The sequence below is a fragment of the Streptomyces sp. NPDC048416 genome (assembly GCF_043200435.1).
GTDB lineage: Bacteria > Actinomycetota > Actinomycetes > Streptomycetales > Streptomycetaceae > Streptomyces.
The window spans coordinates 194,160-207,996 of sequence record NZ_JBICXU010000001.1; the positions used below are offsets into that span (position 1 = coordinate 194,160).

The 13,837-nt window shown below is 71.7% G+C and carries 14 protein-coding genes; 13 read left to right on the forward strand and 1 reads right to left on the reverse strand.

Annotated features, from left to right (window positions below; genetic code table 11):
- Together ACGFW5_RS00830 and ACGFW5_RS00835 are read left to right on the forward strand one after the other, a co-directional pair.
- Nucleotides 1–181, forward strand: a 181-nt coding sequence (locus tag ACGFW5_RS00830; protein ID WP_393831983.1) for a DUF397 domain-containing protein, incomplete at its 5' end; no start/stop codon positions are given.
- 69 nt (nt 182–250) lie between these two features.
- Nucleotides 251–457 (forward strand): DUF397 domain-containing protein, encoded by a 207-nt coding sequence (locus tag ACGFW5_RS00835; protein ID WP_393831984.1) that lies wholly within the window; start codon nt 251–253, stop codon nt 455–457.
- Nucleotides 458–510: 53 nt separating this feature from the next.
- Here the strand turns inward: ACGFW5_RS00835 and ACGFW5_RS00840 are convergent, their stop codons facing one another.
- The gene (locus ACGFW5_RS00840; protein WP_393831985.1) at nt 511–1,380 is read right to left on the reverse strand and encodes a helix-turn-helix transcriptional regulator; all 870 of its coding nucleotides are present in this window, start codon (nt 1,378–1,380) and stop codon (nt 511–513) included.
- 148 nt (nt 1,381–1,528) lie between these two features.
- Between ACGFW5_RS00840 and ACGFW5_RS00845 the strand changes: the two genes are divergently transcribed.
- The 11 genes from ACGFW5_RS00845 to ACGFW5_RS00895 all read left to right on the forward strand — a co-directional run bounded on the left by ACGFW5_RS00845 (nt 1,529) and on the right by ACGFW5_RS00895 (nt 13,789).
- Nucleotides 1,529–2,443, forward strand: a complete 915-nt coding sequence (locus tag ACGFW5_RS00845) for an SDR family NAD(P)-dependent oxidoreductase (RefSeq protein WP_393831986.1) — start codon at nt 1,529–1,531, stop codon at nt 2,441–2,443.
- A gap of 80 nt (nt 2,444–2,523) precedes the next feature.
- Entirely contained in the window at nt 2,524–2,715 is a 192-nt protein-coding gene (locus ACGFW5_RS00850; RefSeq protein WP_393831987.1) for a DUF397 domain-containing protein, read from the forward strand.
- 205 nt (nt 2,716–2,920) lie between these two features.
- A complete protein-coding gene (locus ACGFW5_RS00855; protein ID WP_393831988.1) occupies nt 2,921–4,126 on the forward strand; it encodes an ROK family protein in 1,206 nt (401 codons plus the stop codon).
- A gap of 111 nt (nt 4,127–4,237) precedes the next feature.
- Nucleotides 4,238–5,575, forward strand: coding sequence for an ABC transporter substrate-binding protein (locus tag ACGFW5_RS00860; RefSeq protein WP_393831989.1), 1,338 nt, complete (start codon nt 4,238–4,240; stop codon nt 5,573–5,575).
- A gap of 7 nt (nt 5,576–5,582) precedes the next feature.
- Complete coding sequence (locus ACGFW5_RS00865; protein ID WP_393831990.1) at nt 5,583–6,527, forward strand: carbohydrate ABC transporter permease; 945 nt, start codon at nt 5,583–5,585, stop codon at nt 6,525–6,527.
- A gap of 1 nt (nt 6,528) precedes the next feature.
- On the forward strand, nt 6,529–7,407 hold the full coding sequence (locus tag ACGFW5_RS00870; RefSeq protein ID WP_393831991.1) for a carbohydrate ABC transporter permease: 879 nt from the start codon (nt 6,529–6,531) through the stop codon (nt 7,405–7,407).
- A gap of 6 nt (nt 7,408–7,413) precedes the next feature.
- Nucleotides 7,414–8,679: a 6-phospho-beta-glucosidase gene (locus ACGFW5_RS00875; protein ID WP_393831992.1), complete on the forward strand. Its 1,266-nt coding sequence runs from the start codon at nt 7,414–7,416 to the stop codon at nt 8,677–8,679.
- A complete protein-coding gene (locus ACGFW5_RS00880; RefSeq protein ID WP_393831993.1) occupies nt 8,676–9,650 on the forward strand; it encodes an N-acetylglucosamine kinase in 975 nt (324 codons plus the stop codon). Before ACGFW5_RS00875 ends, ACGFW5_RS00880 begins: the two co-directional genes overlap by 4 nt.
- A gap of 229 nt (nt 9,651–9,879) precedes the next feature.
- Nucleotides 9,880–11,262 (forward strand): hypothetical protein, encoded by a 1,383-nt coding sequence (locus tag ACGFW5_RS00885; RefSeq protein ID WP_393831994.1) that lies wholly within the window; start codon nt 9,880–9,882, stop codon nt 11,260–11,262.
- Nucleotides 11,263–11,450: 188 nt separating this feature from the next.
- Nucleotides 11,451–12,386, forward strand: a complete 936-nt coding sequence (locus ACGFW5_RS00890) for a glutamate ABC transporter substrate-binding protein (protein WP_393832339.1) — start codon at nt 11,451–11,453, stop codon at nt 12,384–12,386.
- A gap of 62 nt (nt 12,387–12,448) precedes the next feature.
- Complete coding sequence (locus tag ACGFW5_RS00895) at nt 12,449–13,789, forward strand: hypothetical protein (protein WP_393831995.1); 1,341 nt, start codon at nt 12,449–12,451, stop codon at nt 13,787–13,789.
- The last annotated feature ends 48 nt before the right edge of the window (nt 13,790–13,837 follow it).

Consider the following 13,837-nt stretch of genomic DNA (forward strand, 5'->3'; position numbering starts at 1 on the left):
CTTCGTGAAGTCCAGTTACAGCACCCAGGCCGGCGAGTGCCTAGAAGTCGCCCTCAACATCCCCCGCACCGTCGCCGTCCAGGACTCCAAATCCCCCGGCGGGCCCACGCTCCGGCTCACCCCCGCCACCTGGGTCGCGTTCACCACCGGGCTCGGACGCGCGGCGCGAGCAAGTCAATAGCGCCACGCGCGGCCCGGGCCAGCGCAGCTCCGCCACACCTATCGACGCCATCCGCAAGGAGTCGTGACCATGACCGAGTTCCGCTTCGTGAAGTCCAGTTACAGCACCCAGGCCGGCGAGTGCCTAGAAGTCGCCCTCAACATCCCCCGCACCGTCGCCGTCCAGGACTCCAAATCCCCGGGCGGGCCCACGCTGCGGCTCACCCCGGCAGCCTGGGTCGCGTTCACCACCGGGCTCGGACGCGCGGCGAGCGCGTGTTCGGTCCGTGAGCGGTAGTGGCCGGCGAGGTTCGCGCAGTCGGTTTGGCGAAGACGTCCAGCACCCGCCGGTCAGGGGAGTGCGGTGGCGGTACGGCGGCCACCTGTGACGCGAAGAAGGTCCAGTTTCCCCGCGTCGCTGCTTCCGGTCGCTGCCGTGTAGGTGACCATGCGCAGGTCCGCGCCGGGGACGATGAGGACGTCGCAGTCGAGCAGGATGTCGCCGGTCTCCGGATGCCGGATCGTCTTGCGGTCAGTCGTGTGGGGGACGGCGGTCGTCTGCGTGGCCCAGTGATGAGTGAAGGCCTCCGATATTGCTCGTAGTTCCCGCACGAGACGATCGAGCTGGGCGTCCGCGGGATAGCGGGACACGGCGTCCTTGAGGTCGGCGACGATCGATGACTCGAAGGCGTCCGGTCCGCGCTCGGACCGGATGGGAAGCATCGAGGCGCGGGCGGCGCCGTTGCCGAAGAGTGCGCGGGCAAGGTTGCGTTCGGCGGTCGGGAGGACGGCGGGGTCGCCGTGCAGGGCGCTCCACATGGTGTTCCACCACACCAGGGTCCAGTCGGCGGTGAACACGCCGATCGGGACGTCGCCGAGGCGTGCGGCGAGCCGTTGGATCCCCGGGGGCACGTGGGTGCTGACCGTCCCGTCCCGTGGCGGCAGCAGCCTGGCACTTCGGTACAGCTGGTCGCGCTCGGCGCGGGAGAGCTGAAGGGCCCGGGCGAGGGCGCCGACGACCTGGGCCGAGGGGCTGGTCGCGCGTCCCTGTTCCAGACGCAGGACGTAGTCGACGGAAAGCCCGGCCAGTTGCGCCAGCTCCTCGCGGCGCAGTCCCGGGGCCCGACGGCCGTCCGTCACGGTGAAGCCGGCGTCGGCCGGGGAGAGCCGGTCGCGCCAGGCGCGCAGGAGTGCGGCGAAATCGGAGCGGGAGGCAGCCATGGGTTCATTCTCGCCGCGCGGCGCCGCATCAGCCTGGGTACTGCCGGTCCTAGTGACGGGGGCGGCACTGGTTGGCGGTGGCGCAAGCGGCGAACGTGGGGCTGTGCCCAAGCCGGGCGCCCTCGGCCGACCAGTGAAGGAGCCTTCCATGAAGCACACCATCGTGATGACGGGCGCGAGCCGCGGGATCGGCCGCGTCGCCGCGGAGCACATCCTGCGCCGGTCGCCGGATGTGCACCTTCTCGTCGTCGCCCGCGGATCCTCGGGCGCACAGCTCGCTGCGGAACTCGCCACGGGCGGGAACACGGTCTCGCACATCCCGGCGGACCTCGGCTCGCTGGACAGCGTCCGCTCGGCCGCCACCGAGATCCGCGACCGGCTCGACCGCGGTGACCTGCCGCCGCTGCGCGGCTTCGTGGGCAACGCGGGCGTTCAGTACACGAACGCGCTCACCGAGGGACCCGACGGGTTCGAGTCCACCTTCACGGTCAACGTGCTCGCCAACCACCTGTTCGTCCGCCTGCTCCAGGACCGCTTCACAGCTCCCGCCCGGATCGTGATCACCGCAAGCGACACCCACTTCGGCGACTTCAAGCACAATATGGGCATGGTGCCCGGCCCGGCCTGGAAGTCCCCGGACGTCCTCGCCCGCACGGGCGCCTTCCCCAAGCCGGACACCGCCGTCGCCGGGCGCACCGCGTACTCGACGAGCAAGCTGGCCGCCATCTACCTCGTGCACGAGTACGCGCGCCGCCTGCCGGCCGGAATCGACGCCGTCGCCTACAACCCCGGCTTCGTACCCGGCACCGGCCTCGCCCGCAATGCCGACCGCGTCTCCCGGTTCGCGATGCGCCGCATCCTGCCGGCGATGGCCCTCACCCCGTTCGCCACCGGCCGCAGCGCCGCGGGGCGCCACCTCGCCGACGTCGTCCTCGGCACGACCCGGGCGCCGACCGGTTCCTACGTCGACCGCGGCCATGCGGACCGCTCGTCGCAGGAGTCCTACGACCCGCGGCGCGAAGGCGAACTCTGGGATGCCGCCGAGCGGTTCACCGCGGCATGAGCAGCCGGGGCAGTTGTGCCGCCTGCCCTGGCAGCAGATCCCGATGCAACACCGCACCATCGAGGCAGGGCACGGCCGCCGTGAGATCCGCCGGCGAGTGCAGGGAAGTCGCCCTCAACACCCCCGGCACCGCCGCCGTCCAGGAGTCCGAGTCCTTCGGCGGGGCCATGCTCCGGCTCACCCCCGCCGCCTGGGCGGCCTTCACGGCCGGGGGCGTCGGCGGGGCCGGGGTCGTGGGCGGGGGTGGGTGCGGAGGCGACCCGCACAGCTGAGCCACGACCCGCCGAGCCCCGCACCCCGCCCCACCGCGGGTCACCCCGCACCCCGCACCGCAGGTCCCCCGCACCCCGCACCGCAGGTCCCCCCGCACCGCAGGTATTGACGTGCCCCCGGCCCGACCCCTACCTTCCTCCCTATCGAATAGGAAACTTTCCTAACAGTCAGGGAAGCGGACGCGAAGGGGGAGGTGGATTCGTCGTGGCCGGTACTACCCCGGGAACCCCGCGCGTACTCCGCGCGATGAACGACCGGGCCGCGCTCGATCTGCTTCTGGAGCACGGCCCCCTCTCGCGCACGCGGATCGGCAAGCTCACCGGGCTCTCCAAGCCCACCGCCTCGCAGCTGCTCGCCCGGCTTGAGGCGGCCGGGCTCGTCGTCGCGACCGGGACCACCGAGGGGCGGCCGGGGCCCAACGCCCAGCTGTACGCGGTCAACGCGCACGCCGCCCATGTGGCCGGGTTCGATGTGACCCCCGCGCGGATCCGCGCCGCCGTCGCCGATGTGGCGGGCCACGTCGTCGGCCAGTTCGAGGTGGCGACCCCGGCGCGGCGCGGCGAGTCCGTGGTGCGGCAGGTCACCGGCGCGCTCGACGGGGCCGTCAAGGCCGCCGGGCTCGTGCGGGGCGATCTGCACCGCGTCGTCATCGGCACCCCCGGCGCCTTCGACCCCGGCACCGGGCGGCTGCGTTACGCCTCCCACCTGCCGGGCTGGCACTCCCCCACCCTGCTCGACGAGCTCGCCGCCGCGCTGCCGATGCCCGTCGAGTACGAGAACGACGTCAACCTCGCCGCCGTCGCCGAACAGCGCCTGGGCGCGGCCCGCGGCCACGACGACTTCGTGCTGCTCTGGAACGAGGGCGGGCTCGGTGCCGCGCTCGTCATCGGCGGCCGGCTGCACCGGGGCTTCACCGGCGGCGCGGGCGAGGTCGGCTTCCTGCCGGTGCCGGGCGCCCCCCTCGTACGCCATGTCACGAAGGCGAACTCGGGCGGCTTCCAGGAGCTGGCCGGTGGGCAGGCGCTGCCCCGGCTGGCCCGTGAACTCGGCGTCGACGCCATCCCCGGCGGGCCCACGGCCAACGAGGTCGCCGCCGCCTTGATCGCGCGCGGCGCCGAGGCAGGCCCAGGTCCAGAGCGCGCACTTTTCCATGCCTTCGCCACCGGGCTCGCGACCGGTCTCGCCTCGATGGTCGCCGTGCTCGATCCGGGGCTCGTCGTCCTGTCCGGCTCGTTGATCACCGCCGGGGGCGAGCCGTTGCGTGAGCTCGTGGCGGCCGAACTCGGCGAACTGGCCGCCTCCCGGCCCCGGCTCGTCATCGGCGAGGTCACCCAACTCCCCGTACTGCGCGGCGCGTTGGAGGCCGCCCTGGCCACCACGCGCGACGAGGTCTTCGACACCGCACGCTGAACCGATCCGTATCCCCGCCGTCGCACGCGGCGGGCCCCTCGGCGCACCGAGCCCGGCCCGCCCCCGTGTCCCATCCCCCGCCCGTCCCTCACCCCTCCGGGAGACACCGTCATGCCCACCCTCCGCAGGAAGTCGGCCGTCGCACTGGCCGCGACCGCCTCCATAGCCCTGTTCGCCTCCGCCTGTACGGGCCAGAGCGGCGCCGGCGCCGGGGACGACGCGTCCAAGGACACGACGATCACCTTCTGGCACGGGTGGAACTCCCCCAAAGAGGTCGCGGCCATCCAGGCCGACGTGGACGCCTTCCAGAAGGCGCACCCCACCATCCACGTCAAGGTCGTCGGCGGCCTCAATGACGACAAGATCAACCAGTCGCTGCGCGCGGGAGGTTCCAACTCCCCGGACGTGGTGTCGTCGTTCAGCACGAACAACGTCGGCAAGTTCTGCTCGTCCAACGCCTTCGCCGACCTCGCCCCGTTCCTGAAGAAGGACGGCATCGACCCGGCGAAGACGTTCCCGAAGACCATGAACGAGTACACCCAGTTCGACGGCAAGCGCTGCACGCTGCCGCTGCTCGGTGATTCCTACGCGCTCTACTACAACAAGGACGCCTTCAAGGCCGCCGGGATCGACGCTCCTCCCACGACCTGGTCGGAGTTCGAGGCGGACGCCAAGCTCCTGACCAAGCCCAAGGGCGACTCGTACGAGCAGCTGGGCTTCATGCCGGACTACCACGGCTACGAGACGACGACCGAGCACTACCTCGCGCAGTGGTCTCCGACGTACTTCGACGCGAGCGGCTCGTCGAACATCGCCAAGGACCCGGCCTTCGAGAAGGGCCTCGCTCTCCAGAAGCAGCTCGTCGACGACCTCGGGGGCTTCACCAAACTGGAGAAGTACCGCTCCTCCTTCGGTGAGGAGTACGGCGAGACGAACCCGTTCAACACCGGCCAGCTCGCGATGGCGATGGACGGCGAGTGGCGCCTCGGCATGGCCCTGGACAGCAAGCCGAAGTTCGACATCGGGGTGGCTCCGCTGCCCGTGCCCGACGACCAGAAGGACACCTACGGCAAGGGCTATCTGACCGGGACCATCGCGGGCATCGCCTCGACCTCGAAGAAGCAGAACGCCGCCTGGGAGCTGGTCAAGTTCCTGACCACGAACACCGATGCGGTGGTGGACTTCGCCAACGCCATCCACAACGTGCCGTCCACCTTCGACGCCCTCAAGTCGCCCAAGCTCCAGGCCGACCCGCGCTTCAAGACCTTCCTGGACATCGCGCAGAACCCGCACTCCACCACCACCCCGGCCTCCGTCAACGGCGGCCAGTACATCGTGTCGCTCCAGAACCTCGGCTACGACGTGGAGAGCGGCAAGCAGGGCGACATCAAGGCGGGGCTCGCAAAGACCGCCCAGGAGATCGACGCCGCGATCGCGCAGGCGAAGTAGCCCTGCCATGAGTTCGACGTACACACTGCGCGCCAAGCACCGCCGCTCGGCGCTGCGCACCCTGGCGTTCCTCTCGCCCTGGCTGATCGGGTTCTGCGTCTTCTTCGCCTACCCGCTGGCCTCCGCGGTCTACTTCTCCTTCACCCACTACGACGGCTTCGGCGCGGCCACCTTCGACGGCCTCAAGAACTGGTCGTACGTCCTCAACGACTACCCGCTGTTCTGGCCGGCGCTGCGCAACACCCTGTGGCTGGTGGTCGTGATGGTCGCCTGCCGGGTGGTGTTCGGGCTCGGCATCGGCCTGCTGATCACCAAGATCAAGACGGGCGTCGGCGTCTTCCGCACGCTGTTCTACCTGCCCTACCTCGCGCCGCCGGTCGCCGCGACCCTCGGGTTCGTCTTCCTGCTCAACCCCGGGACCGGGCCGGTCAACTCACTCCTGGACGGCCTCGGCATCCCGGCCCCGAACTGGTTCAACGACCCCTCGTGGTCCAAGCCCGCGCTCACGCTGCTCGCGGTGTGGGGCGTCGGCGACCTCATGGTCATCTTCATGGCCGCGCTGCTCGACGTGCCCAAGGAGCAGTACGAGGCCGCCGAGCTCGACGGGGCGTCCGCCTGGCAGCGGTTCCGCTTCGTCACCCTGCCGAACATCTCGCCGATCGTGATGTTCGCGGTGGTCACCGGCGTCATCCAGGCGATGCAGAGCTACACCCAGCCGCTGGTGGCGGGAAAGGTCGCCTCCGGGCAGCTCGCCAACTCGGGCCAGCAGTTCGAGCCCGGCTACCCCGACAAGTCGACGCTGACCCTGCCCCAGCTCGTCTACAACCTGGGCTTCCAGCGTTTCGACTACGGCTCGGCGTGTGTGGTCGCGCTGGTCCTGTTCGCCCTCTCCATGGCCTTCACCGCGCTGCTCATGAAGCGCCGCGGCGGGCTCATCCAGGCAGGTGAGTGACATGACGTACGCCCTTGAGGCTCCGGTGGCGACCCCGGCGGCCAGGGTCGCCCGGCGCAAGGCCGCGCTGCACTGGATCGCCGTGCACACCCTCGGCGTCGCGGCCGCCCTGTTCTTCGTGCTGCCGTTCGTCTTCCTGCTGCTCACCTCGCTGATGGACGACCACCAGACCCTCACCCGGGACCTGATCCCGCACCACTGGGCATGGTCCAACTACCGCCAGGTGTTCAACACCCCGGGCTTCTTGACGTGGTGGAAGAACACCCTGTTGTACGCGGGGCTCGGCACCGTGCTCAGCGTGGTGTCGTCCGTGCCGGTGGCCTACGCGCTCGCCAAGTTCCGCTTCCGCGGGCGCAATCTGTCGCTGATGCTGGTCATCTCGATGATGATGCTGCCGCCGCAGGTCGTCATCATCCCGATGTACCTGTTCTGGGCGAAACAGCTGGACCTGTCGGGCACGCTGTGGCCGCTGATCATCCCGCTGGCGTTCGGCGACGCGTTCACCATCTTCCTGCTGCGGCAGTTCCTGCTGACGATCCCCAACGAGTACCTGGACGCCGCGAAGGTCGACGGGTGCGGGGAGCTGCGCACGCTGGTCAAGGTGGTGCTGCCGATGGCCCGTCCGGGCATCGCCGCCGTCGCGCTGTTCCAGTTCTTCTACGCCTGGAACGACTACTTCGGACCGCAGATCTACGCGTCCGACACGCCGGCGTCCTGGACGCTGAGCTATGGCCTTGAATCCTTCAAGGGCGCGCACCATACCGACTGGAACCTGACCATGGCCGCGACCGTACTGGTCATGGCCCCTGTGATCCTCGTCTTCTTCTTCGCGCAGAAGGCATTCGTCGAGGGCGTCACACTGACCGGAGTGAAGGGCTGACCAAGAATGAAGCTCGCAGTAGTGGGGGGCGGGTCCACCTACACCCCCGAACTCATCGACGGCTTCGCCCGGTTGCGGGACACCCTGGCGATCAGTGAGCTCGTCCTGGTCGACCCCGCGGCCGACCGCCTGGAACTGGTCGGCGGGCTCGCCCGGCGCATCTTCGCCAAGCAGGGCCACCCCGGCCGGATCGTCACCACGTCCGACCTGGACGCGGGTGTCGAGGGCGCGGACGCCGTGCTGCTCCAGCTGCGCGTCGGCGGCCAGGCGGCGCGGCAGCAGGACGAGACATGGCCGCTGGAATGCGGCTGTGTGGGCCAGGAGACGACGGGCGCGGGCGGCCTCGCCAAGGCGATGCGGACCGTGCCGGTGGTCCTCGACATCGCCGAGCGCGTACGCCGCACCAACCCGGACGCCTGGATCATCGACTTCACCAACCCCGTCGGCATCGTGACCCGGGCCCTGCTCCAGGCCGGGCACAAGGCGGTCGGCCTGTGCAACGTGGCCATCGGGCTCCAGCGCAAGTTCGCCAAGCTGCTCGACGTGCGGCCCGGCGAGGTCCACCTGGACCACGTCGGCCTCAACCACCTCAGCTGGGAGCTCGGGGTGCGCCTCGGCGGGCCGGCCGGCGACAACGTGCTGCCCAGGCTGCTCGCCGAGCACGGCGACGCCATCGCCGACGACCTGCGCCTGCCGCGCCAGGTACTCGACCGGCTCGGCGTGGTCCCCTCCTACTACCTGCGCTACTTCTACGCCCACGACGAGGTGGTGCGCGAGCTCGGCACCAAACCGTCCCGCGCCGCCGAAGTGGCCGCGATGGAGCGCGAGTTGCTGGCGATGTACGGCGACCCGGCGCTTGAGGAGAAGCCCGAACTGCTCGCCAAGCGCGGTGGCGCCTTCTACTCGGAGGCGGCCGTCGACCTCGCGGCATCGCTGCTCGGCGACGGGGGCAGCCCCGTGCAGGTCGTCAACACGTACAACAACGGCACGCTGCCCTTCCTCGCCGACGACGCCGTCATCGAGGTGCCGGCCCGGGTGGACCGCGACGGCGCCGTGCCGCTCGCGGTGCCCGAACTCGACCCGCTGTACGCCGGGTTGATCGCCCATGTCAGCGCCTATGAAGACCTGGCGCTCGAAGCCGCCCTGCGCGGTGGGCGCGACCGGGTGTTCCGGGCGCTGCTCGCCCACCCGCTGGTCGGGCAGTACGACTACGCCGACGGACTCACCGACCGGCTGATCGCGCACAACCGGGAGCATTTCGCGTGGGCATGAGTGTGCTGGCGATCGACGCCGGCAACAGCAAGACCGATGTGGCTCTGATCGGGGCGGACGGCACGGTGCTCGGCAGCGCGAGGGGCGGCGGCTTCCGGCCGCCGTCGGTGGGTGTCGAGGCGGCCATGCACCTGCTGGCCACCCTCGTGGAGGAGGCCTGTCTCTCCTCGCGCGGCACCGAACCACCGCGGGCCGGGCATGTGTCGGCGTGTCTGGCCAACGCCGATCTGCCCATCGAGGAGCGCCAGTTGACGGCGGCCATCGGCGCCCGCGGCTGGGGCGACTCCGTCCGCGTGTACAACGACACCTTCGCGATCCTGCGCGCCGGGCTGCCCGGCGGCGCCGACCCGAGCGGCGTCGCGGTGGTGTGCGGGGCGGGCATCAACTGCGTGGGGATGACGGCGGACGGGCGCACCGCGCGCTTCCCCGCCCTCGGGAAGATCTCCGGCGACTGGGGCGGGGGCGGCGGGCTCGCCGAGGAGGCGCTGTTCTTCGCGGCACGCGCCGAGGACGGCCGCGGGGAGCCCACCGCGCTCGCGGCCGCACTGCCCGCCCACTTCGGCCTCGCCTCGATGTACGAACTGATCGAGGCGCTGCACCTGGAGGAGATCCCGCTCGCCCGCCGGCACGAGCTGAGCCCGGTGCTCTTCGAGGTCGCGGCGGCCGGGGACGCGGTGGCGCGCTCCCTCGTGACGCGGCAGGCCGAGGAGATCGTGACGCTCGCGACGGTCGCGCTCGACCGGCTCGGCCTCCTTGAGGTCGAGACGCCGGTGCTGCTCGGCGGCGGCGTGCTCGCGGCCCGCCACCCCCAACTGGACGACGGCGTACGCGAACTGCTCGCGGTCCGTGCGCCCAAGGCGGTGCCTCTGGTGGTGACGTCGTCGCCGGTGCTCGGCGCGGGGCTGCTGGGCCTGGACCGGGTGGCGGCGCCGGACGAGGCGTACGCGCGGTTGCGGGCCCAGTACACGTAGCCGCCGCCGGGCGTAGCCGCCGCCGGGCGTGGCCGCCCGCGCGCGGCGCCGGTCGTGGGGCCCCGGGGAACCGATTGGACCGGCGCCGCGTATACATGGGGGGGGAACGTGAGGCAGGGGGCGCGGGGGCGCGGGACGCACAGCGGCAGGTAACAAGATCCAGACAACCCTGGATGGTTGTCGGTCCCTGCGGCCATACTGCCTAGGCAGCGACCGAGGGGGAGGTCAGGTGGCGAATCCGCCGAACGTGCGCGAACCGGAGGTGCGGGAGTCCGCGGCCCGGTCCGCGGCGCAGCCGCGACCCGGCACACGCCGGGGCCTGGCCGAGGCCCGGGAGCGGGTGCGCGCCGTCGCGACGACCGAACCCGGCCGCCTGTGGATCGTCGGTACGGTCGTGGCGGTGCTCGTGGTCGCCTTCGGCGCCGTCACCGCCTGGGAGGTCTCCGACCGCGCGGCCGCCGCCGACGACGTGGTGAGCCGCAGCCAGCCGCTGAGCGCCGACGCGGCGTCCATCTACCGCTCCCTCGCGGACGCCGACACGGCGGCGGCCGGCGGGTTCCTCGCGGGCGGCCAGGAGCCCCTGGACGTCCGCAAGCGGTACGACACGGACATCGCGACGGCGTCCCGGCTGCTGGTGAAGGCGGCCGCGAACACGACGGGTTCGGCCGAGTCGACACAGCAGATAGCCACTCTGAACGAACAGCTTCCGCTGTACAACGGCCTCGTGGAGCAGGCGCGCGCCAACAACCGGCAGGGCTTCCCGGTCGGCGGCGCCTATCTGCGCTTCGCCAACCAGAAGATGAGCACCAGCCTGCTGCCCGCGGCGCAGAAGCTGTACGAGGCGGAGACCGGGCGGCTCTACGACGACTACGACCAGGCGGACACCTGGCCGTACGCGGCGACCGTGCTCGGGCTCGTGGCGCTCGGCGGCCTCGTATGGGTCCAGCGCCGCAACTACCTGCGCACCAACCGGGTGTTCAACCACGGCCTGCTGGCCGCGACGGCCGCCTCCACCGTGGTCATGCTGTGGCTGGTGGTGGGGCACGCGGTGGCCGCGTCCGACCTGTCGGCCTCGCGCGCGCACGGTCAGGAGTCCCTGAAGGTCCTCAACGACGCCCGGATCAGCTCGCTCCAGGCCCGCGCCAACGAGAACCTGACGCTGGTGGCCCGGGGCGCGGTGCTCACCAAGGACGGCAAGGATCTGTACGAGGCGTCGTTCACCCGGGACATGTCGACGCTCGCGAGCAGGCTCGGCGCCGCCAAGGACCTCGCCGACGACACCGCGGGCAAGGAACCGGTGACGGCGGCCAAGGCCGACATGGACGCCTGGCAAAAACGCCACACGGCGGCCCGCAGGACGGACGACAGCGGTGACTACGACGGCGCGCTGAGCCAGGTCATCGCCGCGAAGGGCTCCACCGGCGAGTGCTTCGACCAGGTGGACCAGCAGCTCGACTCGGCGATCGCCCACGAGCAGCGCCAGTTCACCGCGGCCGCCTCCGACGGCCGCGGCGCCCTGGCGGGTCTGCCGGTGGGCGCGGCGGTGCTCGCGGTGCTCGCGGCGGCGGGAGCGGGCGTCGGCATCAGCCGCCGGCTCGCGGAGTACAGGTGAGCGGCATGGACAGCGGCAACGGGCGGGCAGGCAGCGGTGGATGGGCGAGAGGGGTCGCGATGAGCGGCGCGAAGAGCTCGGCGGATCCGGTCCACCCGACCGCCCCCGGCACCGGCACACCGGGCCGCGCCCGGCGCACCGGGCGGCGCGCGGCCGGGCGGCTGCGCGGCTGGGGCGGGGTGGCCGGGATGGCCGTGGCGCTCGCGGTCGCGGCCGGCACCCTGATCCCGCTGACCCGGCACGGCGGCGAGAGGGGCGCGGCGGCCTTCGCGGGCCCCGGCACCGCGCGCGCCGTGCAGGCCAAGGCCGACGACTGCAAGGACCCCGAGGCGAGCCTGCCCGCCTCGTCGGCGGACGGGCCGAACATCGACGCCATCAAGCGGCGCGGCAAGCTGGTCGCGGGCGTCGACCAGAACAGCTTCCGCTGGGGCTACCGCAATCCGGCCACGCGCAGCCTCGAAGGTTTCGACATCGACCTGGTGAAGGCCATCGCGAAGAACATCCTGGGCGACGAGAACGCGGTCATCTACCGCGCCATCCCCACCAGCCAGCGCATCCCCGCGCTCCAGAACGGCACGGTCGACGTGGTCGTACGGACCATGACGGTCAACTGCACCCGCATCAAGCAGGCCTCGTTCTCCACCGCGTACTTCGAGGCGGGCCAGCAGGTGCTCGCCCCCAAGTCCTCCGACATCAAGGGCTTCGACGACTCGCTCAAGGGCAAGCGGGTCTGTGTCGCGGCGGGCTCCACCGCCTTCGACGCGCTCAAGGCCAACCCGCACGGCGCGAACTACCAGGACTTCACGGTCCCCAACCAGCTGGACTGCCTGGTGCGCCTCCAGCAGAACCTGGTGGACGCCGTCGTCACCGACAACGCGCTCGCCGCCGGCCAGGCCGCCCAGGACCCGGCGGTCCAGCTGAAGGGCAGCCCGTTCACCACCGAGTACTACGGTGTCGCCGTCAAGCTCGGCAACACCGACCTGGTGCAGCGGATCAACCAGGTCCTGGTGGACTACCGCAGCGGCGGGAACAACAGCCCGTGGATGAACGCGTACCGCACATGGCTCGCCGCCGACCTGCCCGGCATAACCGCGCCGCCCGCGCCCAAGTACCGGACGGGATGAGCGCGTTGACACCCGCTTCGCACCGCGGAGCGGCTTCGTACCACAGAGCGGAGAGGTGATCGATGGGCGCGGGATCCTCCCCCAGCTCCACCGGAAGGCCCCCCGAGCCGGTCGGGCCGGTCATGGACCGGGACGAGGCGGACCGTGCCCTGGCGCGCCTCGACGCCGAGCACGAGGCCGTGGAGAGCTCGCTGCTCGCCCTCCAGGACCATGCCGGGCGCCGGCTCCTCGAAGGGGCCGGCCTCACCGGCGTCACCAAGGAGCGCTGGGCGGCCACCGAGCAGTCCATCTCCCTGCTGTGGGCGTACTTCGACGCGTACAGCTCGGCACTGGCATCCGCGCGGGAGCTGCGCGCCCGGCGGCGCTGGCCGAACCGGGACGATCTGGTGGAGCTGACCGACCGGCTGCGCGGCGAGTCCGTCACGCTCTCGGGGGCCGCCCTGCACGGCGCGCCGACCCTGGCCGGCGGCCCGGCGAAGCTGACGGAACGCTTCTCGCTCGCCGATCTCGTGCACCGGATGAACGAGCTGTACGCCCGCTCGCTCGACCTGGTCGTGGCCGCCGACGCGGTGTGGTCCGCGCTGCCCGCCCGGATAGACCTCCTGGCCGCCGAGCTGCACCGCACCCGGGGCCTCGCGCACTCGGTGGGCGTACGGCCGGGCGAGCATCCCTCGGGCGACGACCTGGAGTCGATCACGGCCGAACTGGCCGAGCTGCGCTCCCGGGTGATCTCCGACCCGCTCGCGTTCTGGGTGCCCGCGCCGGGCAGTTCGGCGCCGGGCGGGGGCCGGCCCGACACCGCACGCTACGACCGGGCGGCGCGCGCCCTTGAGGACGTACGCCGCGAGATCGACGCCGTACTGACGGTCCGTCAGGATGCCGAGCAGCGCCTGGCGCGGCTGCGTGACGTGCTGTCGCGCGCGGACCGCACCCTTGCGGAGGCCCGCTCGGCGCGCGGCGAGGTCCTTGCGAAGATCGCCGCCAGTGAGGTGCCCGCCGTGAGCGGGCCCTCCATCGTGCTCCAGGAACAGCTCGCGAGCGCCGCCGAGTACCGCAGGCACGCGCAGTGGCACCGCCTCTCGCCGCTCCTGGAGTCCCTTGAGCGCGAGGCCGAGGACGAACTGCTGCGCGCCCGCGAGTCGTTGACCGCGGTGACCGCGCCGCTGGCGGTCCGCGCCGAGCTGCGCGGGCGGCTCGACGCGTACAAGGCGAAGGTCGCCCGGCACGGCATGGCCGAGGACCCGCTCCTGATCGAGCGGTACGACGCGGCCCGCCGGATGCTGTGGTCCGCCCCCTGCGACCTGCGGGTCGCCGAGCAGGCGGTGCTGCGCTACCAGCGGGCGGCGGCGGAGGTACTGGTCCCGAGACAGTCCGGGCCACACGATGTGAGGGGGGATTCGTGAGCGAGAACACGCAGTGCCAGCGCCCCGGTTGCGCCGGTACGTACGAGG